The organism is Pseudomonas sp. GW822-FHT04C11 (genome assembly GCF_058800905.1).
Genome location: NZ_JBXAMS010000014.1, coordinates 124,698 through 145,550, shown reverse-complemented (window position 1 = coordinate 145,550; position 20,853 = coordinate 124,698). Strand labels below are relative to the sequence as shown.

The window sequence follows — 20,853 nt, the reverse complement described above, 5'->3', positions numbered from 1 at the left end:
ATTCAGGAACGAGAAAAACCCTTTAGATATCAAAGGGTTGGAAACAGATAGCAATCCAGTTTCCCTCTCCAGTTTTTATGCGTTTGATGTTGTTTTTAAGGCATCGGACGTTTGGGGCCGAGTAGCAAAATGGTTATGCAGCGGATTGCAAATCCGCCTACGCCGGTTCGATTCCGACCTCGGCCTCCACTATTAAAAACCCCGTAGATCAACGATCTACGGGGTTTTTTGTTGCCCGCGATTTGGGAGGTGTTCCGCAACTTTTTGGATGTGTTCCGCAACCTGCCGGCTTTTATCGTGGGTAATTGCACTGACTTGACCGCCCGTTTGCATTCGATCTGACCAGTCATTTGCATCGGACTTGACCAGCAGGCTTCGTAACCATGACCGGCAGAGAACGGCCAACAACGGACGGTCGACGTTCCTACGGGAATCGTCGACAACTTCTGCATTGCGCTGAGGGCTAAAGGCGTGCAATCAAACTGCAATCGCGGAATCCCGCCGCACCTCTTATCACGAGCCTGAAGGCGGCGGATGATAATCGGGATGCCCCTCGGTGAGCTCACCACGTGCAGAAGCCCAGAAGTATTTCGCGTGATGCTTGTAGACGACGGTGGCGTCCGATAAGTCGAGGGCCACACCTTGAACCAAACTCAACAGTAGGCGCATGATTTCGAGATTGTCTTGATAGAACATCTCAATCTCGTCATCGGTTGCCCGAACAGGCCGCTTACCTTCCTCGTCTTGTTGCCTCGGGGTATCCGATCCAGCTACTGCTACCGGTGCTTTTGGCAATTCCCGGTGCGCCAGATGCTCGTTACGTAACGTCTTTAGCTTCTCCAGAACCTCGAAGGCTGTGCCATTCTCGCCGTACTTGTAGATCAATTTCAGTACCTGATCCCGTTTTGGCGTGAGTTCTTTTCTCATGGCGTCGGGTGTAAACCTGGAGCGAAGGCCTGTGCGCCCGGCCCGGAACTGAACCAGGGCTTCAAAGCATTTCCTGTCTCGCAGACGATCCGCAATCAGGGTCATCCTCACAGCCTTTGGGTTTTTATCCCATACGCGCGTCAGCGCCAGTAATAACTCACGACGCAGCGCCAACCGAATGATCTGAAAGGAATGTGCCGCATAGGAAGTGCCGATACGGGAATGAAGGCCGGTGTCATATGCCGCTGGTCGCCACGTCTCATGGAGCATGATCGCCAGTTCGATCTCCTGTCGGGCCGTGTCGACGAGGTTATTCAATCGTTCGATCTCTTGTTGGGTATCGCCCATCTGCGTCGCCTGCGAGCTAAATTATTCTGATCATAACGCGCAGATGCGACGAAGTCGGGTCAATTTCTGCCTTTCGGCAACGGCAGTTATGGGTCGGTTCCTGCCCATCGCGGCAGGCGGCAATCGGCCAGAAGCAGCCCCTCAAATGGGTCTACGATATTAGGGTCGATTCAGATTCAGCCAGTGGCGCTGCACGTTGCGAAACATGCAAGGCTCGGCTATGTTGCTGAACATTAGGGCATTTCGCCACCATGACGGACAGGACGCTAGGCATGAGTGCTGAAGACAGCAATGTAATTTTAGATGTACCTTCTGAAGAAAATGAAGACTTTTATAGCGATGACGATTTGTTTGAAATTTCATCGTGGGGTGCAGACTTAAGCTTCCGCGAACTAATAAGCCGCTACGACGATAACGAACTTGTAAAGCCCGAACTGCAACGAAATTATGTCTGGGATAAGTCGGAAGCGTCAAGATTCATTGACTCCATTCTACTTGGACTTCCCGTCCCAAGCATCTTTCTAGCAAAAACTAACGATGAAAAGCTTTTGATAATTGACGGCTATCAAAGGTTGATGACTGTACGCGATTATGTAAAAGGTATTTTCACAAAAGATAGCTCCGTATTTAAACTTTCAAAAAGCGATAAGATTCATGATCGCTGGAAAGGGAAAGCTTTCTTAGAGCTTCAGCCTGAAGAACAACGTAAGATTAGAAATACCACCATCCACGCCATCGTCTTTATGCAAAAGTCCCCAGCCGACGGCGATACTAGTCTTTTTCAAGTGTTCGAGCGAATTAACTCTGGTGGTCGATCCTTACTACCGCAAGAAATACGTAATTGTGTATATCAAGGCCCATTCAACTCCTTGCTATTCGAGTTAAACAGGGATCCAACTTGGCGACAACTATGGGGTAGAGAGGAAGCTGATTCCAGGATGCGAGATATGGAATGCATCCTACGTTTCTTCGCTATCTCCGACTTGGCTTCCCAGGATCCAACCACAGCCCCGTCTAGAATTTCGCTAAAAAAATATCTTAATCAGTATATGGGGCTGCATAACCGCGTCGATTATTGCGAAGCATTCCGCAATAGATTTCTATCGGCGACACGCTACATTCACGATCACCTAGGCCACGAAGCCTTCCACAACTTGTCACCCAGCAATCCTGAACGCGTGGTTCCTGCATTCAGCGCGACCGTTTTCGATTCAGTGATGATCGCAGTTGATATGGGGATACGACGTAATATTGCGCGTGATTATGGAGAAGGTTTGTCTGCGCGACGTAAAAAAGCACTACAAGACAAAGGCCTTCAAAATTATCTTTCCTTTGAGACCATGCGAACTGAAACTATCCGCAACAGAGTAGGGCAGATGTACCGGGAACTTTTCAAAGGGGCATCTCGATGAGAAATCAAGAGGTGTTACAGCAACTTGAATTATGCCGTCAGGAACTTGAAGGGATAAGGCAGCTTTTGGTAGGGATGGGGGCAGGCGCCAACCCCACACCTTATATGCGCCGCTATGCTGTAATAAGGGCCTCGGGAGCGATTGAAGTCGGATTTAAAAAGATAATCGCAGACAAAGTTGATGCGGAATGCGCGATACAGGCGAGAAATTTTGTAAAGAAGAAAATTCGTGACAGTTCATTCAATCCTCGCCTTGGGCAAATTGAAAGTATTCTTTCAGATTTCGACTCAAGGTGGCGAAAAAAGTTTGAAGAACTAATAAGCCTAAGTGATAAGCCCAAATTCAACACTGCATTAAATAGACTGGTTAAGGCAAGAAACGAGTTCGCTCATGGCGGGTCCCCGAATGTCGAAATAGACGACACAATTGAATGTTATCAAGGCGGCTGTGAGGTGCTACGCATTCTTGATCAAGTTGTTCATCATGAATTCGAAGAAGGGGAAGATGAGCCTATAAATGAACTAGAATAAAATACTCTTCAGTCTAGCGATTTTAAGAAGCTTACAGGCTCAGCGAGACGTGAAGCCTCTTCATCAAGTGTGAGGCTTCCGTCTACTACACGAGCCAGTTTAACGCCTACCTTCGTGGGGGAGCGCCAACCTTGCACCAGGTTGACGCTAGTTGAAGGGGGGTACTTCGTGGGTTTTACGATCTCTCCCACTCGTCGATAAACCTTTTTGGTCATCTCTTCTGTGGAGTGCCCCAGTAGTCGGCTGGCGTGTGTCAGTTCGATTTCACTTGCGGCTTTCGGGCGAATGTCCTTGAACTGAAACTGGCGAATGCTGATGGCCAACGCTGTGTCACCGTCGGCGCCAGCCTTGACTGCGGCTTTTTCCCGAGCTTCATCCCAACGGTTGCGCAACATCTGCTGGCTCATCCTGAGTCCGGACGTGTTGGTGATTAGGGTTGAGGTTTTGATACCGTTTAGCGCTCTGCGCTCCTGCAAGTCATCAATAAAAGTGCTGAGTCCAGATTGGGCGCCGGCGTCTTCCAGACGAATACGCAGGCGCTTCTCGGTTTTGCCTTGCCCGATCATCAGGAAGCCGCTGTTCAAATCAGTGGCCGCAATCTTCAGTACATCTGCTGGGCGCTGCCCGGTCAGATAGGCCAGGTCCATCGCGTCCTTGAGTTCCTGCACGGCCTGGGCGTAGACCGCATCCCACACCGTTTCCCCTGCGTAATAGTCGCGGGGAGTTTCTTTATTACGTCGAACACCAAAGCAGGGATTGGCGTTGGCCGTCAGGCCCCATTCGCGGGCGATGGTGAACATGTGGGAGAGCAGGGCGATTTCCCTATTGGCCCTGACTTTTGCGGTCCTGGCATCTCGATACTGGGCCACCACTTGGGGCGTTATCGAGTCAATGGGCGCTTTCTCAAATGACTTTCTGAGCTGCTTCAGCTCCTTGCGATTGTCCGATTGGGTACGGGGTTTCTTGCCGGGGATGATTTCCTTTTCATATCTGTCGAACAGGTAGCCCAGCAGATGATTAGGTTTGATCGGCGCCTTGCGCTCAAGCCTGGCCCATTCGACTTTGGCTTGATCGAGGTCGTTGCCCAGCGGGATTTCTTTGCGTTTGCCGTTGCCACTGCTGATTTGCGCTTGTCAGTCCTACTCGACGCCACCAACTCAGCCAGCGGTGCAGTGTCAGCCGCCACCACAGCCGGCGGCGTGGTTCATGGCGCCTCAAGAGCCCAACTTGACCCGGCGCATGCTCAACGAATTATCGGCATCACCGATGCCGGCGACCAAGGACTGATCGCCCTGGCTGCCTGTCAGGCCTATGTCATGGAAGTCTCAAAAAACAAGTAAAGCGGCACTTGGATAAGATGGAAGTCTATCCGAGGGCCGTATTATAATATAAGGAGGGTGTTATTTTTTCTGGTACAGCCTGTATTGGAAGCCAGCAAAAATAATTGCTGCTGAGATATACAGGAACTGTATGCTTAAGTTTGTAGCTCCACTCCAGAACTTGATGATCCAGCCGAAGGTTGTTAATGATATTGTTGTTGCTATTATAGCAACAGTTTTCTTGGCTAAGCCTCTGCCGGATTGTGAAGGGCGGTGGGTGTAATAAGGTAGCTGCAAGGCGTATAGGAATACCAGGGCCAGCAATGTGAAGGCTATTGCTGATAGCGGTATAATCAAAGAATCAGCTTCGCTGCTGTATTTACCTGATGAATAGTTACTTAATAGTGCACCTGTGCATGCAATTGTGATGGCAAGTAAAATCAGCGGGTATGAGATTGCGATTATTTTGTCTGTTCTGTTCATGTTTACTCCAAGGGGCTTGGTGTTGTAGGTTATCAATCTAGCGGAACATTACCAACGCCTACCAGGTTGATTTGGTGAGTTCCGTAAATGTCTATCTCAAATGCCGTTCCGTTAAAGGCTGCCCCCAAGGTTGTTGCGGTCTCTGCAACAATGCCGCGATTACTGGCGTTGAAATCAAACACGTCATGATACGCGCGTGCGTCACCTGAGAAACCCCACGTTCCGTTTTCGTGCCGGATGAAGTCTCCTTCCACATTTAGGGTAATTCTACCCAGTAATGCACCTGTTACAAGGCTGTCGTCGAAGGTGTTGTATTGAATCTTTGGGTCTGAGATATGGTAGGTGCCGGGAGTGTTGGTGTATTGAATATGCTGGGTAAGGAGAGGTAACTCGCTTGACTTAACGTTTAGTTGAATGGAGTTTATATCGACGTTCATCTTTTCTCCATTTCCGAACAGATAGTTTTCCATCGCCTTCACAGGACTGAAAACTCCACCAGAAAGATGATTGTCATTGTTGTAGTAGGTGGTGTGGCCGGCGAGTTTGTCGTTACTTACTTTGACGATTGCATCTCTGCTAGACATGCCCTTGCTCTGCCAGTCATCGGCAGTAGAGTAAGCAGCAAGTTGGCTTTTGAAGTAGGGGTCATATTGCCAGTCTTGGTAGTTATTGTAGAGGTTGGGTATCTTTCCAGCAAACTGCCAAACGTCTAGCGCGGCACCGAGAGCGTCACCTTTATTCAAGGCCTTATCCAAAAGTTTCAGCTCGAATGTAAATTTGTTAAGGCCGGTGATGGCTTGAATGTAATGAGCATACAGAGAATTATCAACGATTAAGGTTCCGGCTCCGCGATCATAAATTACCCCAGTTGACCCAGGTGGGTAAAGCGTTGAGGCCTCCCACCAGCGGCCTTGCCAAAACGTACTGAACGGAAGGTCGTTGTCAGTCGGATGAATAAAAGTCGGGTTTAAAACTATAGGTGCGGACACGCCCATGCTTAATTTCCTTATTAAGAAATAGAATGAAATTGTTGGTACATTTTCATAGGATCAATAGATAGTTCACTATCGAGATTGAGTATCATTCTCGATAGTGATGGGCTACGCAAGATCGCGGCCGCGGAGAGATGTTTCAAACTGTTTCAGTCTGCGGGAGTTGTTGGGCCGAATTAAGGGAGCATTCCAACTGAGGGCCGAGGTTTCCTGTACCCCTCGACGGAAGGCTTGATTCGCGTAAGAGTTCAAGTTGGTTGTCGTATGTCCAACAAATTATCGACGCCGCCGATATTGGCGACATGGGACTGATCACCCTAGCGGCCTGTCAGGCCTATACCAAAGAAGTCTCAACACCGAAATAAAAAAGAGCGGCCGGGTTGGATGCGTCAGCATCCAACCCGGCCGCCGTCCCTGCAGACTGTCCCTGCAAGTCCAGCCAAGGCTCTCGCTTCGTGTACAAAGAGCGGCGAGCCTAGTACCTGCTTATCCATACAGTAAAGGTCTTGCTTACAATGTCTACATCCATCATCCCTTGGATGGACGGCAAACGCCGCCTGGCCGACCGCCTCATTCCGCTCTTCCTCTCACCAACCTTGTCGCCCCTGATTACCGGAATGTTTTCCCATTCCGATTTACCGCTTGTGTAGAAGCCGTAAGCGTTAACGGAGCTATCCAGCAAGGTCTTCACATTGACACGTACACGGGAGCGGCCAGTTTCAAGCGTTGCGTATTGGTCGTTCTTATAGAAAGCGCCGTCGGGCGAAATGCTGGTGTTCGGTATCAGCATCCCAACAGTGCCCGTCGCAAAGCCAGAAGCAACAACGCTTGATCCTTTCAGTAGACGCAGTGACAGCGATCCGCCGAGACGTTGAGCAATCGCACTGCCAGTAGCAGACCCGCCCACCAGTTGCAGTGGAGTGCCTTCGGCGGTAATCGCTGCCCCGGTGCCAAGCACAGCCCACAGTCCGCAGTCGGCCAGTTTCTCAACAGGCACAAATCCGGCTGGGTTCTTGTGATTGATTACGCCGTCAGGGAGGTTACAACTCTTGGCGAACACATAGCCCATTGTGTCGGGCATGTCTTCTGGCTTCGGTGCAAGGTCTTTGTATTCCGTCCAGTGCTGAGCGTGAGTATCAACAGGTTCTACGCCGCTGTTGCGATAGCCTTTCGGCGGGTTGGGTGCATAACCGCTCATGCAGCGTCCCTGTTCATCCTTGGAGGTTCCCGGCCTGAGGCTGGGGCAGAATGACGTTACCGGGAAGTACAAGCGCTGGCTGCAGGACAATTCCTATTGGCAGTGCTGATTTCCCTGTTCCATGTCATTGCAGAGAGCGGATGGTGACCGCGCTAGCATGAGGGTTTGAGTGGTGGCATACACCTTGTTGACCACTGTCATGCCGGTCACTGTCAGGGCCTTGGTCGTGATGCTGACGGTGTCATTTTCAGCCCTCAACGATCATTGTTGAAAAAGTCTTGCCTGATCGTCGAGCCATTGCGTGAAACGCTCCAATTTTGCCGATTGGTGCGAGCGATGAGGCCAGACCAGGTAGTAGCTAGACGTGTGCGTGGTCTCAATGTCGGTTACCCGAACAAGCTCGCCGCGCGCCAGCAGGCCCGAAGCAATCGAGCGACGCGTGAGCGCAACGCCCATCCCCATCCGGACGGCTTCCAGCATATGCGTCGAATCGGTGAACTGTAATACCGGGTTGAGGGCATCAATCGCACGTGTCTCGGTCGTGGGGGGAAGCCATGTTGACCAGCTTTCGGTGGCTTGCAACGTCGGAACGGCCAGCGCTTCTTCCACTGTTTGCGGCACGCCAGTCGGGAACAGTTGGGGAGAAGCAACCAGCAGCAGCGAATCCCCCATCAACCGATGGCTGTGCAGATTTGGCCATTCACCATGTCCGAACCGAATCGAGCAATCTGCGAGCTCGGTGTCGAAGTCGGTCAGCCTGGTCGACGCATCGAGACTGAGCATAACGTCGGGGTGGTGGATGATCCAGTTGGGCAATCTAGGTACTAACCAATGCATCGCAAAGGAGGGCAAAACGGACACCCGCAGCAGTTGGCTGCCTCGCTGCCGGCGCAGGCGGCTGGTGACGGCGGCAACGTTGTCCAATGCCTGGCGAATCTGGTACGCATAAATTCGCCCCTCATCAGTGAGGTTCGTCCGACGTCCGGTGCGATTTATCAGCGACACACCGAGATAGTCTTCGAGCGCACGCATCTGGTGGCTGATCGCGCTGTGTGTCACGTGCAGTTCCTCTGCAGCGGCACCGACCGAGCCAAGGCGCGCGACGGCAACGAAGGCGCGAAGCGCCGATAAAGGGGGGAGAGGGGATCGCATGTTAGTTTTTCTAACGGAAATGCTGAATATATGCCACACATGCCCTTGTGTAGCAACGCTATGCTTGATTTGCCGTGAAAATTCCTTCACGTGAGGAGAACCGTATGATGGTAGATGAAATTCAGAAATTCCTTGGCTCGTACTTCGATGTGCTGCAAAGTCAGGACATATCGTTATTTGACCTCGTGTTTCACCGCGACTGCATGCTTTATTCGCAGCAGGATGGCGCCACAGTTGTGCGTCCGCTGACTGAGTACCGCAAGATGGTCGAAGGGCGAAGCTCGCCGCAAAGTGGTGGCTTTCCGCATCGCGATGAAGTGCTGATGATCGATGTGCTGGCGCCGGACATGGCACTGGCCAAGGTCCGGTTGCGCTTGTTCGACAACATCATGATCGACTACCTGAATCTCATGAAAGTTGATGGTCAATGGCAAATCGTGTCCAAGCTCTTCTACCGCGTGGGTAGCGCGGTAGCCGCCAGCTAACCCAACGGTGGAGCTTTATTGCGTAAATTGAATTCCGGCGAATCACCCCTGACCCCAGGCGGAGTTATGCCACGGCGACGGCTTGAGGGCGGCCCAGTTACGTAAAACGATTGAGCCGCGCGGAGCGGACCTGCAACTCGACCACCTAGCGCTCGAAGGTCCGCGCGGCCGTTGCCGTTCACATCGGCAGCGGCAGCACCGTGGCAATAGCACGAGAATGAAGCAAAAAACCGTTCCGCAACCCAAAACTGGACCCTTGAAGGACGTGGTCTGCAGGCCTTTAAAAATCAGTAGCTTGCGGAACGAATGCCATGCTAACCTATTGATCTACTTAGCTTTGTGGGTGGATTGCAAATCCGCCTACGCCGGTTCGATTCCGACCTCGGCCTCCACTATAAATAGCTCCGTAGATCACTGATTTACGGAGCTTTTTTATTTGCAGTAGACGGCAAGATTTTGTCTTGAATTTGACGTCAGCGAACTTGCTTAGAGGGGAAGGGGTGTATATATTTCTTCCCCTGCTGCACCGCACCAAAAAGAGTGATCGTTCATTCGATTGTTCTTGAAGGCTTCACCGCGCTACCGCCCGAATGGCGAAACTGGTAGACGCATGGGACTTAAAATCCCCCGCTCGTAAGGGCGTGCCGGTTCGATTCCGGCTTCGGGCACCATGAATATCAAGGGCTTGCGTGAGATACCTCATGCAGGCCCTTATCAATTCCACTCCGCAAAATAATAACCCGCTCCGCAATTCACTTGGTTGGCGTGACCTTTTTGCCTATGCGTTTACGGATGTAGTTTTCAGTCATAACAACAGTCGTATGACCAAGCTGATCCCGTGCTTGCAGGATATCTCCGCTCGACTCTGCCTTATCAGTGCCGGCTTTTGCTCGCAAGTCACGCATCTGGAAGTCAGCCTTTTCAACTCCCGCCGCTTCTCGCGCCGCATCAAACCTCCCTCGCAACATGCTGGTGGTCATAGGTTGGCCGTTATCCATAACAATTAGTTTGCTGGTGCGGATCTTATGACCGGCCTTTCTGGCAAGGATTCGGTCAATCACAACCTTCAACTCTCCAACAATCTCAATCCGCCTTTTTGCTCGGGTTTTCCCTTGCTGCACCGCCAGTCTATCGTCGCGGATATCTCGTTCGTTCATCAGTCGCGTGTCGGTCACCCGCTGACCGGTCAGATAAGCCAAGTCCATGGCGTCTTGCAGGCCGGCATCAGCCTTGTTGTGCACACGCTTGAAGAGCTCATCCTCGACGTATGTGGCCCGCCCCGTCTCTTTATTGCCCTTGATGCCAGCGCGGGGGTTGGCCAGGGATGTGTAACCCTTGTCCCTGGCGTAGTTCCAAATTGCGCTGAGCAGTGCCTTTTCACGATCAGGGATCAGCTACAGTTGAATGGTCATTCGCAAGGAGGTGGTTATGAGCATTGCTGTCTGTGTTGTATGTAGTGGGAGCTCCGATAAAGCTTTTCCAGTAGGCAACTTTTATGAGTTCAAATGCCCTGCTTGCGGACGTTATTCTGTGAACCGACAGCTACTTGAAGAAATGGAGAAGGCGAATCGGGTTTTTCATACGGCCCGCACACAGCAGTACCTGGTGATTCAATCCAGGTCCGGCCAAGTGCCGTCTATTTCCCAGCCCGAGGCATCAATTCATCAGCTGATCGTTGAGAGATCAAGCAATAGGTGAGGGTGGGTTGGTCCATCTGTGGGAGGAGTCTCGACTCAGAGGGGAGTGAGCTGCCCATCTTAACGTGACCGATGCCGATATTCCGGCATCGTCAGCCTTCGATCTGCCGAAGAAAAGCAAAGCCTGGCGGACTTTCATGCCGTCGGCAATGTATTGCTCTGGCGTTTCCAGGATCTTGCGTGCCGTGCACAACCAGCAGGCCCGATTCGGCGTCCTGCTGAGTGGCGCTGCCGGCCGCCTTTCCGTTGGCGTTGAATGTCCCGGCCACTGTGCCGGGTTTTTCATTTGGGTTTCGTCTTTATTTGACTAAACCGTTGTACACCTCGGTGGATGCACCCTCTTTCTTAATGATGAGCTTGTTCCCATCAGCCAATGAGTCAACTGTTTCCGAGCAGCCGTCAATTGATGTCTTGCCGTCGACAGATTCTGTTTGGGTATCGAAGCTCACGGCGTAGGTCGTGGCAGGACAGCTGTTGCCGCCTTCGCCTGTAGAGATGACTAATACGAATTTATTGGGGCCAAATGCGTAGGCTTTTTCGATCCCAACATAGGTAGCGTACTCGGGCTCGTCGATCACTTGCTCCATGATATCCATGACGCCAGCGCGAGACTGGTAGTTGATTTCATGGCCGCTGATGGTAAATGGGCCAATTTTGTCACCCGAGATCAGTATTGGCTGATAAGCGATGCTGGGTGCTGGTGGGGTTAAATTCACAGGAGGTTTTGGATTAGCTGTGAGATTTTTTTGTGTGTTCGGGCTAGTGCACTGGCCACTCTCACAGATACGGTCGCCTTTGCAATCGGTATCCTTGGAGCACTGCGCGGACACCTGATTTGTCTGGCTGGTATTTTCTGCCGGTTTATCGCAAGCGGTGAGGGCGAGTGTGAGAAGTGAAAGTGCAAAAATACGCTTCATAAGCGAATTCCTTTTCATGGGTGATGGCGTAACAGTATCGCCAATCGTTCCGCGAATGTCTTCTGGCCTTCGCCTCCCTTAACCTGACTCAATCTGAAATCGACGGGATGAACGCCATCAAGGCGCTTGAAGCTGACGCCGGCGGTTGTTCAAGCAAATCGGCCTGATTGAAGGTGTTGATCCGCGGCTGTTGGCTCTGGCCAAGACCAACTTGCAACAGGGCTTCATGTGGTTTGTGCACTCGATCGCGAAGCCTGCCGATCCGTTCAGTTGAGGGGTAACGTTACACGGCTCCGTCACGCTCTACCGCTGAACGGTGCTGTGCTCATCGATTACAGTTGAGTTTTGCTCCTGATATGATCGGCGGCTAATTTCTCTCTTGTTCAAGGTCGAATCAATGAAAGTGTGGCCCAAGGTAAAAAGTTCGGCACACACTCAAAGAGGCCATGTGAATTGTGCGCGCAGGAGGATTATTAATGACAGATCGACTTACCCATACGCGTATAAAAGCTCGTCGATCAGGTCCAGTTCTGGTTGCGTAAATTGCACATTGTTGAATTTTCTAATGTGCTCAAGTACTCCTCTGATGGGCACTTGGCGCGAAGGATCCTCAACTATCTCGATCAGGCGATCGTGCTCAGGATCTTTGCCTTTCAGGTATTTATGAATCAATTCCTTGAGCGATAAGCGGGCCTGCTGGTCGGTCAGCACTTTTATTTCTCCGGAAAAAATCGTGACTTCATCCACTTTAATGTGAGTGGGAGCGCCCGGTTTTGGAATAAGTTGCCTTGAACCACCGGTACCGTACTCGGGGTAGGCCTTGGTGAAAGGCTCCCAATTCGGGCCGGTGCCACCTAACTCGTGCGGAACAGTAACGTTCGGCGTTCCGTCCTTGTAGAGCTGCAACGTGTCGAACTTCAAGCGCAGACGGCCATCACTCCACGCTGGAGACGGATCGGCTGCAGTAACGTGTTTAGGCGCTCGAACCTGAAAAGCTTTTGTCGCAGCGTATCCAGTATCGAATTTGTCAAAACCAGGGCTTCCTGGGTGTCGATGGTCTTCTGCGCATGAGCGTTGAGACTTCCATCTGCGTTCTTATAACCCATGTACCGGTAGCCGGTGGCTGGCAGTGTCGAGTCCGGTCCGGATGGACCTACGTAAAAGTCAGCTTTAGATTCGGTGACAACCGGCGGGCGTGGGGATATTTCCTGAGCCTATAAGGGCGGGGTAAAAGGTTATTAGACGTACAGAAGCTGCTTTGTTAAAAAAATAGTGCATAGCACGCTGTCGGCGTGGTCATGCATCTCCATTTGGCTAAATGGAAATCGCCCAACATTGAGCTGGGCAACGATCAATGAGTCTGATTGCCGATACAGGGAAAAGTAGCTGCGACTTTGGCCAACTGCTCGCGCACCAGTGCATTGGGCTCATTGATCCCTCTTCTTTTCGGCCGCTGACCCTCTCACCCAAAAAACTTCTCGCCGGCTCGTGGAGGCCGACAGACACATCCGATGTACGACTTCTTGCCGATTGGCGCACCAGTGGTTGCGGGTCAATACTTTTTTCCTGTCCTTGGAGCGCTCCTATGAACCGGCAAGAAGAGTTTTTGGCGAAAGCGTTAGAGGTTCATCATGAATATGAAGAAGCTACGGTCGCCGTTCACAAAATGATGCGTGAGAACAGGGCTATAGGCTCGGAATGGGATGCGGCTGTAGCGCGGCAGATTGCATCTCTTGATGCCTGGATGGAGCTGCCCCACGAGTTCGGGGACTTCAAGGCGAATGAGTGACCGGTTTCAATTCAGTGGGCTGGGGTCTTCGGCAACCGGGTGTTTTGAACCTCCTCAATATGAGGACATCAAACAACTATAACGTCAGGCACGGGCCTGCCCGGAGAAGATCAAATGAAACGCACAACTGCTTTGATTTTTGTGGTGTCAGCGGCGTTGTTACTGGGTGGTTGCTGGCCGTATTGGCATGACCATGACCGTCGCGGACATGATCGTGGGCGTTACTACGGTGACTATCATCAGGCACAAGAGTATCGCCGTGCATGAGTTCGAAGTAGCAGAGCCAGGATAGATTCGTGTCGAGCCCGGCAGTCTCATGGACTGCCGGCTGGAGGGCGTCGTATAGCAAATAGCCGCGGCTGGAGCGATCCCGGCAAAGAAAGGAGTCTCTACGAGGTTGGCGTATTTTCTGTAGATGGGGCCAAATCCTTTTGGCTGGTCCCAGTATGCTTGGCAGGTGTGATAAAGGTATGACGGGATCGAAGGGAAAAGCCCGACATGAGATCGGGCTAGAACGTGCACGTCAACTCAACCGTTTAATCGTGTTTGTACTTATTCTTGTATTTATGATGGTGTTTACCGTTGTAACCTCTGCCCTCTGAGCCACGATTGCGATTATCGTCGGACAGGTTATTGCCGAGTGCGCCGCCCGCGGCACCGCCGAGGCCTGCGCCAATGGTGGAGCCGGTTGAGCCACCCAACTGATGACCAATCACCGAACCACCCGCCGAGCCGAGCCCCCCGCCGATCGCGGCGTTGGTTTTGTTGCCCCTCGGCGCAGCGACAGCGCTGCCTGCAGCTCCTCCTACACCCGCGCCGATCGCTGCACCGGTGCTTCCGCCCATTTGCTGACCAACTATGTTGCCCAGTGCGCCGCCAAGGCCTCCGCCAACGGCTGCGGTGCCATCTCCAGCGGCCATTGCTCCTTGTGTGATCAGGGCACCTAGAGCAAGGGTAAGCAGTGTGATTCGCATGCTGTGCACCTCAATAAGTAGTTTTTGTGTTCAGACTGCTATTTTGACTATTGAGCATTTTGAAACGTGCGTTGTTGCTTCCGGTCGCCAAGCTGCTCTCGTCAGTGCATTGACGATAGAGAGAGCACTAGAACTGTAGAGGACGCGGCAAAGCCAAAGTTCGACTGCGATAGTGGCACGTTGTCGAAAGTTTACACAGGAGCAAAAAAACAGCCCGTACGCGGTGGGCTCTTTAGTGCGGGTTACTCGACTAACAACCAACAGAGGGATGCAGCAATGACTGAGCGCCATATGATCCACTCGGAAACGCTTTCGAACGGACGCAAGATCGAGGTCAAGGCCAAGATTCTGAGGGACGGCTCGTTGCAGATGTTCATCGGTGTTTACCAGCCTGACGGCACAGTCCTCTTTGAGGACCACGACCCAAAACCGCATCTGCTGGACATGGAGGACGCGCTGGACTGGGGGATCGAAATCGCGCGACGCACCGGTAACGCCCCTGAAATCAATAAGACTTGATGATCACCGGATCTGGTTTTTTAATGTGTCGTCTCTCACTAGTGAATCATTGATCCGCTTCATGGTCGTAACTATGGTTGAACGCTCTCCAGACTAAACTGGCGGATAGCGACATTCCTTCTCCGTAGCACTGACCCTTGCTTTTAGGATGTTCATATGAAGCGCACAGCGATAATGATCCTGGCCATTTCAAGCTCTCTCCTGCTGGGAGGCTGCTGGCCTTACTGGGAAGATGGAGACGGGTACGGTCGAGATCACGACCGTGGTCGAGAGTATCACCGTCGTTATGATCGCCATGATGACCGCGGATACGAGCGTCGTGACAATGATCAGGGCGAAGGTCGTTACCACAAACGTGATCATGACGACAGAGACGACTGACGCTTGAGGCCTGGTCGGGACGAGGAAAGGTCATGCAGACTCTGACAGCAAGGACGGTTCGCCCCGTCAGCCAATGGCTGATGGCGGCGGGTATTGGTCTGATCGTAATGATGACCAATGCCCAGGCTCAAACCACGCCACAAGCCGCTCAAGAGATAAAGAGCTTGCTGGATTTTGTCGAACACAGTGAGTGTCGGTTTGTGCGTAACGGAAGCGAATATCCGGGCTCCCAGGCTCGGGCGCATCTGGAGAAAAAGCTGAACTATCTCGAAGGCAAGAACATGATCAGCAGTACAGAAGACTTCATCGATCTGGCGGCCACTAAAAGCAGCATGAGTGGCAGCCTCTATGAAGTGCGATGCCCTGCAGGCGTACAACCTGCAAGTCTCTGGCTGAAGACCGAGCTACAGAGGCAGCGTCAGCTTCATTGAGTCGATCTGAAATCAAGAAAGCCCAGCCTGATGCTGGGCTTTCTCGTTTTCGGGCGTCGTACGGGTGGACTGGATCGGTCGGTCAGTCACTTCGAGGCTATCCTGTGATTTCAAGCCACGGGCGCAGTGACGTATGGGTGCGACTAGAGTGAATAAGTCCCGCCCTTCGATTTAGAAACAGTAGTGCGCGTTGCTCCGATGGTAGGCCCCTTCCTGGTCTGAAGGTTCTTATGACGCCTCACACGCAGCCAGGGATGGCGGGCCGTGGTGGCATTGGCAAAGTGGCGATTATGGACACGAGAGTCAGACTGGCGAGCGGCGAAGAGGCAGAAGACTTTTTCGTGCAAACACTGGAGCAGGCTGTCGATGCCGTGGTGGTCATTGATGACCAGAACAACGTGGTGTTTTTCAATGCGGCTGCCGAACAGTTTTGGGGGTGTTCCCGTGTAGAAATACTGGGAAGCAATGTCAATAGATTGGTTCCTCACGCCATACGTCCCCACCATGACGGTTATGTCGGCGCAAACCGGGAGACCGGGGTCAACAAGATCGTGGGCGCTAGCCGGGATATCCATATCACGCGCAAGGATGGTGAGGCGCGTTGGGGCGCGATGTCGATCTCGAAAATCACCTTGCAGGGCCGAATCCTTTATGCGGCCTTTCTCAAGGATGTGACGCAGACGCGCATGAAAGATATCGAACACCGATTGCTGTCGATGTCGGTCAATATCACCAGTTCTGCCACCTGTATTGTCGACGCCGATGCGCGTCTCATCTATGTCAATGACGGGCTTATTCGACTGCTCGGGTATTCCCGTGAGGAGGTCATCGGGCGGTCGCCTTTGATGTTCTTTGTCTCCGATATTCAGGCCGAAACGCGTGCGCAAGCGGTGCTGGAAAGAGTCCTGCGTGGTGAGCCCAGTGAAGCCAGTGCACTGATCAGCAAGCGTAATGGTCAACGGTTGTGGGTGCATATTTCGTCGACCCCCGTGTTCGATGCTCAAGGGAAGGTCGACAACATTGTCATAGTGCTGACTGACATCACCCGGTCGAAGCTGCACGAGGTGTTACAGGACAAGGTGATAGGGGCTCTTTTGAAAGAGCAGTCTTTGGAAAGCGTATTGACCCTGATGTGTCAGGAGATCGAACGCATCGCGCCAGAAGTCATCGTTTCGATCCTGAGCGTGGACCCGGAAGGATTTCTGCACCCGCTGGCCAGTCCTGGTTTGCCGACCGATTACTCGAGAGCGATCGAGGGGTTACCGATAGGTCCTGTTGCCGGGTCTTGCGGGACAGCGGCCTACAGGGGCGAACCGGTTCTGGTGACGGATATCATCCACGATCCGCTCTGGGCGGATTACAAGTCTCTGGCCGAAAAGTCGGGTTTGCGAGCGTGCTGGTCTATTCCTGTGCGCAACGGGGCAGGGCGGATCGCTGCCACCTTTGCACTCTATTTCAGGGAATGTCGCGGTCCCGATACCTTGCATGCTCACCTGGTGACGGCGGGAACGCACCTGTGCATGTTGGCACTCGAGCGGGAAGAGGCGCGTGAATCCATTCGAAAAATGGCGTTTTATGATGTGTTGACCGGCTTGCCCAATCGCAGTTTTTTGCTGGCACAAGCGGACCGCGCCATTGCCGAAGTTGCTCAGGAGCAGGCTGAACTGGCGGTACTGTTTGTCGACCTGGACCGCTTCAAGCAGGTCAACGATGCGCTGGGGCATGCTTCGGGCGACGAGTTGCTGCAAGTCGTGGCGCAACGGCTACGCAGTGTGCTCAGGGAGTCGGACATTGTCGGGCGGTTATCCGGCGATGAGTTCGTTCTGGTGCTTCCAAGGATGAATGCCACGCAGGTTACGACCTTTCTCGAGCGGTTGAAGATGACCCTGAGTATTGCGGCCAATATAGCCGGCACCTCCGTGGTCCTGTCCGCCAGTATCGGTATAAGCATGTTTCCAGTTGACGGGCAGGATATGGAAAGCCTGCTGCATTGCGCCGATATTGCGATGTACCAGGCCAAACGTACCGGCCGTGGCAGCTTCAGTTTTTTTCTCGAAGAGATGAACAAGATCGCTCAGGAACGTTTGATACTTGAGACGGCGTTGCGTGTGACCCTGGCTGACAATGCTCTTCACCTGGTTTATCAGCCACAAGTCGATCTGAGGAACGGGCGTCTTGTTGGCGTAGAGGCGCTGGCACGCTGGGAACACCCAACACTGGGCAGTATCTCGCCAATGCGATTCATCCCCTTGGCCGAGGAGTGCGGGTTAATCAATGAGTTGAGCCAATGGGTATTGCAAGAGGCCTGCGGGCAATTGGCGCAGTGGCGCCAGCAAGGACTCGTGGTCCCGTCCATGTCGATCAATCTGTCACCGATCAACTTTCACAATCTGAATCTGGTGGGGCTGATCGCCGAGCAATTGCGCCGATGTAAATTGCAGCCCGCCGATTTGTGCGTGGAGGTGACGGAAGGCGTATTGCTTTGCAACAGCCCTGGTTCAGAGCAAACCATCCAGGACCTGCATGCCTTGGGTGTGCGTCTGGCGATCGATGACTTTGGCACGGGTTATTCCAGCCTGGGGTACTTGCGGCGGTTGCCGATCAGTGAGCTGAAACTGGACAAGAGTTTTGTTGATGACCTGGAGCATGATGCTTCCTGCCGTGCACTAAGCGAGTCTGTCATCGGTATTGGCAAGGGACTTTCCTTGCATGTTGTCGCTGAAGGCATTGAGCACGCTGCCCAGCGTGACATTCTCAGAGCGCAAGGTTATGAGGTCGGGCAGGGATATTTCTTCTCTGTCCCATTGTCTTCCGGGGCGTTCATGCAATGGATGCTGAGCAGCCCGAGCGGGCGATAAACGGCGTAGAAATAACCCTGGCCAGCCACGGCCATCGATCAGGTTCTCATCCCTGACATCTATACTCATTGTCATGCATTCAGCCATGGGATCCCGATCCCGGGACCTATCCTGTTCACTCGCTGGTGATAAAGCCTTGGCCTGGATTTACGAGGGCTCAACATGCGGATTTTGATAGGGGTTGCAGCCTTTTTATTCATTTCAGGGTGCATGACTTCTCCAGTTCCAGCAGAAAAAGCCGCTCGGGTTCCAAGTGATCGGGTTTTTGCGTTTCAGCAACCCATCGAGGGAAACAGCGGAACGATTTTTGTGACGCGTGATGGCGGTTTGCTGGGTTCGGCCTGCTACATCGGTGTTTATGTGAACGGTGATTTTGTTGCGCGAGTGGGACCTGGTGAAGGAGCAAGGTTTTTCACCAAGCCCGGGGAAGTCTTTGTCGGCGCAGGAGAAGACCTGAAGGGTAACGGCCTGTGTTCGTTAGGCATTTCCTTACGCGAGGTGGTAACGACCATGGATGCCGGAGAGGTCAGGCATTTTCGAATTTACGGTGATGCGAGCGAGGGCATTTCAATAGCGCCAAGCTCTCGCTGAAGTAGCGATGTACGAGCTTCGACCTTTAAAAAAGTGTGGTTATTTAAGGGCTTAGGTGATTTTTGTGTGGAAAAAAGATGTAAATATCTTGTTACATCTCGAGTGGTGAGCTATTATCGCGCCCGTGTTCACCTACCACGGTTTACGCATTTTTAAGCCCCAAGCGTCCATCAGCTGCTTGGGCTTTTTTTTGCCTGAAATTTGCCGCTGGCTGGTACTGGTTTTGAACATGGGGCGTTTCTAAACTTCTAATACGTATCGACTGCAGGGCGTACGAGAGGTGAGCCATGAGGACCGATCCGCAAGCACCACGTATTAAAAAACCCGCTGAGCCAAGCCGCTCAGGTGAAGCTCGGCAGGACCGCGACGAGCTCCAGCCAGATAATCCGAAAAAGTGGAAGGATGTTCAAAGCGCGGTCGAGAGCGAGCTGGAAACACTGCACGATAAAGCCAGGCCCCTCTAAGTGGCGCTCGCCAGCAAGTACAAGCCATGCATCTCACCGTTGGGTGAGATGCATCTTGCGAATCAGGCAATCAGATCCACTTTGCCGCTGGCCAGGCGATAGATGCCCCCGACAACTTTCAATGTGCCCTTGCTCAGCGCTTCAGTCAGCACAGGTGAGGCTTTCTTGAGGTTGTTTACCGTGTCTTTGACGTTTTGCACGGTCGCGTTCTCGAGAAGATTTCCCGGATCCTTGAGTACCTTCTCGATAGAGGGCCTCAGTGCGTCAGTCAGTTTCTGGATTTGACCGGGGAAAACCGCATTGTCCTTTGTTGCCTTGATGCCGGCATTGAGTGCGCCGCAGTCTTCATGCCCCAGCACCAGAATCAGTGGTGCGCCGAGCACCAGGACCGAGTATTCCAGGCTTGCCAGGCCTTCCTCCGTGACGAAGTTGCCCGCGACACGCACCGCGAAAACGTCGCCACGGGCCGTGTCGAACGCGTACTCGGGGGCAATGCGCGAATCAGCACAACTCAATACTGCTACGAACGGGTTCTGGCCGGTGACCAAGGCTTCACGCTCGGCCTTGAAGTCGTGCGTCTTTGAGGTGCCGTTGATATATCGCTTGTTACCGTTTATCAGTCGTTGAAGGGCCTTGTCGGGGCTGATCGCATTTTGTGGTTTTGGAGGCGAAGCCTTTTTCTCGGCGGCCTGGGCGATGCTGTCAGGCAGCACACCGGCAAGCAGCAGGGCGCTGGCGCCTAGTCCTGCAAGCCGGAGAAAACGACGCCGTCCGTCTGCCTCCGGCGCGGAGCTTGAATCACAAGATTCACACATGATTTGTGTACTCGGTATTTGGATGGGAGTGGCTCGCTATCAAGGGTTAATACTTGCGGGAACCTTCAGCACTTCTGCGTTGGAGTCTAGATGGTTTGCCGGGGCTCGTTTCAGGGGGGGCGCACGATTACAAAGTGCGAAATACCTAACACTTTGAGCTTAATCCGTTCGCTTTTGCCGGGGTCGGCTAACCTGTAAAGGTTAGGTAACACTCCCGCACACTATCTCCCCATGGACGGAATGCCATGTTTCCTCTTCTTCAGCTTTGCCAGATTGTGGAGTCCGGTTTCTATCCACTCTCGTGCACCTGCACGGTGAATCCCGACGGATCGTTGAGGGTCACGATTGTCGATCCCGAATCCGGACGTGTTGCACTGCTGATCACTGGCGTGTCGACATCGACGCTGTCCAGCGTCCGTGAGATCGCCAATTTTATCGGTGAGCTGCGTACTGAGTTGAAAGCCGGGCGTAGAGCGTTCGCAGGCTGAGACAACGATCAGGTCAAGCCGCAGTCCGACGATTGGACTTGTACCGAATGATCTGGCGGCAGGCTTGATTCGTCGTGCAAGCG

Annotated in this window: 18 protein-coding genes, 2 tRNA genes and 6 pseudogenes; 15 read left to right on the top strand and 11 right to left on the bottom strand. The window is 52.8% G+C overall.

Annotated features, from left to right (window positions below; translation table 11 throughout):
- Positions 1–115 precede the first annotated feature (115 nt).
- A tRNA-Cys gene (locus AC1RJ3_RS21610) sits at positions 116–189 on the top strand.
- A 324-nt stretch (positions 190–513) separates the two neighbouring features.
- Here the strand turns inward: AC1RJ3_RS21610 and AC1RJ3_RS21605 are convergent.
- A complete protein-coding gene (locus tag AC1RJ3_RS21605; RefSeq protein WP_493080410.1) occupies positions 514–1,275 on the bottom strand; it encodes an AbiU2 domain-containing protein in 762 nt (253 codons plus the stop codon).
- A gap of 272 nt (positions 1,276–1,547) precedes the next feature.
- On the opposite strand from AC1RJ3_RS21605, the gene AC1RJ3_RS21600 reads away from it, so the two are divergent.
- Together AC1RJ3_RS21600 and AC1RJ3_RS21595 are read left to right on the top strand one after the other, a co-directional pair.
- Positions 1,548–2,687 (top strand): GmrSD restriction endonuclease domain-containing protein, encoded by a 1,140-nt coding sequence (locus tag AC1RJ3_RS21600; RefSeq protein WP_493080408.1) that lies wholly within the window; start codon positions 1,548–1,550, stop codon positions 2,685–2,687.
- Positions 2,684–3,217, top strand: coding sequence for a HEPN domain-containing protein (locus tag AC1RJ3_RS21595; protein WP_493080406.1), 534 nt, complete (start codon positions 2,684–2,686; stop codon positions 3,215–3,217). The genes AC1RJ3_RS21600 and AC1RJ3_RS21595 overlap by 4 nt, the downstream gene beginning before the upstream one ends.
- A 164-nt stretch (positions 3,218–3,381) precedes the next feature.
- Here the strand turns inward: AC1RJ3_RS21595 and AC1RJ3_RS21590 are convergent.
- Positions 3,382–4,341 (bottom strand): annotated as a pseudogene (locus AC1RJ3_RS21590) (tyrosine-type recombinase/integrase); the annotation flags it as partial.
- On the opposite strand from AC1RJ3_RS21590, the pseudogene AC1RJ3_RS21585 reads away from it, so the two are divergent.
- Positions 4,327–4,557: pseudogene (locus AC1RJ3_RS21585) on the top strand (lysis protein); the annotation flags it as partial. The pseudogenes AC1RJ3_RS21590 and AC1RJ3_RS21585 overlap by 15 nt on opposite strands.
- 60 nt (positions 4,558–4,617) lie before the next feature.
- Here AC1RJ3_RS21585 and AC1RJ3_RS21580 read toward each other — a convergent pair.
- Both AC1RJ3_RS21580 and AC1RJ3_RS21575 read right to left on the bottom strand, forming a co-directional pair.
- Positions 4,618–5,019: a hypothetical protein gene (locus tag AC1RJ3_RS21580; RefSeq protein WP_493080404.1), complete on the bottom strand. Its 402-nt coding sequence runs from the start codon at positions 5,017–5,019 to the stop codon at positions 4,618–4,620.
- 32 nt (positions 5,020–5,051) lie between these two features.
- Positions 5,052–6,014, bottom strand: coding sequence for a lipid II-degrading bacteriocin (locus AC1RJ3_RS21575; RefSeq protein ID WP_493080402.1), 963 nt, complete (start codon positions 6,012–6,014; stop codon positions 5,052–5,054).
- Between the two features lie 257 nt (positions 6,015–6,271).
- Here AC1RJ3_RS21575 and AC1RJ3_RS21570 point away from each other — a divergent pair.
- Positions 6,272–6,376: pseudogene (locus tag AC1RJ3_RS21570) on the top strand (lysis protein); the annotation flags it as partial.
- A gap of 218 nt (positions 6,377–6,594) precedes the next feature.
- Here AC1RJ3_RS21570 and AC1RJ3_RS21565 read toward each other — a convergent pair.
- Positions 6,595–7,209, bottom strand: a pseudogene (locus AC1RJ3_RS21565) (S-type pyocin domain-containing protein); the annotation flags it as partial.
- A gap of 261 nt (positions 7,210–7,470) precedes the next feature.
- Positions 7,471–8,361, bottom strand: coding sequence for a LysR substrate-binding domain-containing protein (locus AC1RJ3_RS21560; protein WP_493080401.1), 891 nt, complete (start codon positions 8,359–8,361; stop codon positions 7,471–7,473).
- A gap of 104 nt (positions 8,362–8,465) precedes the next feature.
- On the opposite strand from AC1RJ3_RS21560, the gene AC1RJ3_RS21555 reads away from it, so the two are divergent.
- Together AC1RJ3_RS21555 and AC1RJ3_RS21550 are read left to right on the top strand one after the other, a co-directional pair.
- The gene (locus tag AC1RJ3_RS21555; protein ID WP_493080400.1) at positions 8,466–8,846 is read left to right on the top strand and encodes a nuclear transport factor 2 family protein; all 381 of its coding nucleotides are present in this window, start codon (positions 8,466–8,468) and stop codon (positions 8,844–8,846) included.
- 584 nt (positions 8,847–9,430) lie between these two features.
- Positions 9,431–9,517 (top strand) — tRNA-Leu (locus AC1RJ3_RS21550).
- Positions 9,518–9,598: 81 nt separating this feature from the next.
- On the opposite strand, the pseudogene AC1RJ3_RS21545 reads toward AC1RJ3_RS21550, so the two are convergent.
- A pseudogene (locus tag AC1RJ3_RS21545) lies at positions 9,599–10,231 on the bottom strand (tyrosine-type recombinase/integrase); the annotation flags it as partial.
- Positions 10,232–10,842: 611 nt separating this feature from the next.
- Positions 10,843–11,460, bottom strand: a complete 618-nt coding sequence (locus tag AC1RJ3_RS21540) for a hypothetical protein (protein WP_489110427.1) — start codon at positions 11,458–11,460, stop codon at positions 10,843–10,845.
- A gap of 62 nt (positions 11,461–11,522) precedes the next feature.
- Here AC1RJ3_RS21540 and AC1RJ3_RS21535 point away from each other — a divergent pair.
- Positions 11,523–11,734, top strand: a pseudogene (locus AC1RJ3_RS21535) (Acb2/Tad1 domain-containing protein).
- A 215-nt stretch (positions 11,735–11,949) separates the two neighbouring features.
- Here AC1RJ3_RS21535 and AC1RJ3_RS21530 read toward each other — a convergent pair.
- Positions 11,950–12,381, bottom strand: coding sequence for a hypothetical protein (locus tag AC1RJ3_RS21530; RefSeq protein ID WP_493080398.1), 432 nt, complete (start codon positions 12,379–12,381; stop codon positions 11,950–11,952).
- Positions 12,382–13,045: 664 nt separating this feature from the next.
- Here AC1RJ3_RS21530 and AC1RJ3_RS21525 point away from each other — a divergent pair.
- Complete coding sequence (locus AC1RJ3_RS21525) at positions 13,046–13,249, top strand: hypothetical protein (RefSeq protein ID WP_493080396.1); 204 nt, start codon at positions 13,046–13,048, stop codon at positions 13,247–13,249.
- A 114-nt stretch (positions 13,250–13,363) separates the two neighbouring features.
- On the top strand, positions 13,364–13,516 hold the full coding sequence (locus AC1RJ3_RS21520) for a hypothetical protein (protein ID WP_158246536.1): 153 nt from the start codon (positions 13,364–13,366) through the stop codon (positions 13,514–13,516).
- Positions 13,517–13,785: 269 nt separating this feature from the next.
- Here the strand turns inward: AC1RJ3_RS21520 and AC1RJ3_RS21515 are convergent, their stop codons facing one another.
- A complete protein-coding gene (locus AC1RJ3_RS21515; RefSeq protein ID WP_347927038.1) occupies positions 13,786–14,223 on the bottom strand; it encodes a glycine zipper domain-containing protein in 438 nt (145 codons plus the stop codon).
- A gap of 276 nt (positions 14,224–14,499) precedes the next feature.
- On the opposite strand from AC1RJ3_RS21515, the gene AC1RJ3_RS21510 reads away from it, so the two are divergent.
- The 4 genes from AC1RJ3_RS21510 to AC1RJ3_RS21495 all read left to right on the top strand — a co-directional run bounded on the left by AC1RJ3_RS21510 (position 14,500) and on the right by AC1RJ3_RS21495 (position 19,003).
- Positions 14,500–14,742 carry a hypothetical protein gene (locus AC1RJ3_RS21510; protein WP_489110429.1) on the top strand — a complete coding sequence of 81 codons (243 nt, stop codon included), beginning with the start codon at positions 14,500–14,502 and terminating at the stop codon, positions 14,740–14,742.
- Positions 14,743–15,155: 413 nt separating this feature from the next.
- Positions 15,156–15,554, top strand: coding sequence for a YfeK family protein (locus tag AC1RJ3_RS21505; protein ID WP_054598359.1), 399 nt, complete (start codon positions 15,156–15,158; stop codon positions 15,552–15,554).
- Between the two features lie 230 nt (positions 15,555–15,784).
- Positions 15,785–18,412, top strand: a complete 2,628-nt coding sequence (locus AC1RJ3_RS21500; protein ID WP_493080392.1) for an EAL domain-containing protein — start codon at positions 15,785–15,787, stop codon at positions 18,410–18,412.
- 162 nt (positions 18,413–18,574) lie between these two features.
- A complete protein-coding gene (locus AC1RJ3_RS21495; protein ID WP_146039816.1) occupies positions 18,575–19,003 on the top strand; it encodes a hypothetical protein in 429 nt (142 codons plus the stop codon).
- A 526-nt stretch (positions 19,004–19,529) separates the two neighbouring features.
- Here AC1RJ3_RS21495 and AC1RJ3_RS21490 read toward each other — a convergent pair.
- Positions 19,530–20,282, bottom strand: coding sequence for a carbonic anhydrase (locus AC1RJ3_RS21490; protein WP_347927036.1), 753 nt, complete (start codon positions 20,280–20,282; stop codon positions 19,530–19,532).
- 245 nt (positions 20,283–20,527) lie between these two features.
- On the opposite strand from AC1RJ3_RS21490, the gene AC1RJ3_RS21485 reads away from it, so the two are divergent.
- A complete protein-coding gene (locus AC1RJ3_RS21485; protein ID WP_054597743.1) occupies positions 20,528–20,770 on the top strand; it encodes a DUF1652 domain-containing protein in 243 nt (80 codons plus the stop codon).
- Positions 20,771–20,853 lie beyond the last annotated feature (83 nt).

Coding starts and splice junctions, on each gene's coding strand:
- AC1RJ3_RS21510 (WP_489110429.1), top strand. CDS start 14,500: ATGACTGAGCGCCATATGATCCACTCGGAAACGCTTTCGAACGGACGC.
- AC1RJ3_RS21540 (WP_489110427.1), bottom strand. CDS start 11,460: ATGAAGCGTATTTTTGCACTTTCACTTCTCACACTCGCCCTCACCGCT.
- AC1RJ3_RS21500 (WP_493080392.1), top strand. CDS start 15,785: ATGACGCCTCACACGCAGCCAGGGATGGCGGGCCGTGGTGGCATTGGC.
- AC1RJ3_RS21525 (WP_493080396.1), top strand. CDS start 13,046: ATGAACCGGCAAGAAGAGTTTTTGGCGAAAGCGTTAGAGGTTCATCAT.
- AC1RJ3_RS21580 (WP_493080404.1), bottom strand. CDS start 5,019: ATGAACAGAACAGACAAAATAATCGCAATCTCATACCCGCTGATTTTA.
- AC1RJ3_RS21560 (WP_493080401.1), bottom strand. CDS start 8,361: ATGCGATCCCCTCTCCCCCCTTTATCGGCGCTTCGCGCCTTCGTTGCC.
- AC1RJ3_RS21515 (WP_347927038.1), bottom strand. CDS start 14,223: ATGCGAATCACACTGCTTACCCTTGCTCTAGGTGCCCTGATCACACAA.
- AC1RJ3_RS21485 (WP_054597743.1), top strand. CDS start 20,528: ATGTTTCCTCTTCTTCAGCTTTGCCAGATTGTGGAGTCCGGTTTCTAT.
- AC1RJ3_RS21600 (WP_493080408.1), top strand. CDS start 1,548: ATGAGTGCTGAAGACAGCAATGTAATTTTAGATGTACCTTCTGAAGAA.
- AC1RJ3_RS21555 (WP_493080400.1), top strand. CDS start 8,466: ATGATGGTAGATGAAATTCAGAAATTCCTTGGCTCGTACTTCGATGTG.
- AC1RJ3_RS21520 (WP_158246536.1), top strand. CDS start 13,364: ATGAAACGCACAACTGCTTTGATTTTTGTGGTGTCAGCGGCGTTGTTA.
- AC1RJ3_RS21595 (WP_493080406.1), top strand. CDS start 2,684: ATGAGAAATCAAGAGGTGTTACAGCAACTTGAATTATGCCGTCAGGAA.
- AC1RJ3_RS21505 (WP_054598359.1), top strand. CDS start 15,156: ATGCAGACTCTGACAGCAAGGACGGTTCGCCCCGTCAGCCAATGGCTG.
- AC1RJ3_RS21490 (WP_347927036.1), bottom strand. CDS start 20,282: ATGTGTGAATCTTGTGATTCAAGCTCCGCGCCGGAGGCAGACGGACGG.
- AC1RJ3_RS21605 (WP_493080410.1), bottom strand. CDS start 1,275: ATGGGCGATACCCAACAAGAGATCGAACGATTGAATAACCTCGTCGAC.
- AC1RJ3_RS21575 (WP_493080402.1), bottom strand. CDS start 6,014: ATGGGCGTGTCCGCACCTATAGTTTTAAACCCGACTTTTATTCATCCG.
- AC1RJ3_RS21495 (WP_146039816.1), top strand. CDS start 18,575: ATGCGGATTTTGATAGGGGTTGCAGCCTTTTTATTCATTTCAGGGTGC.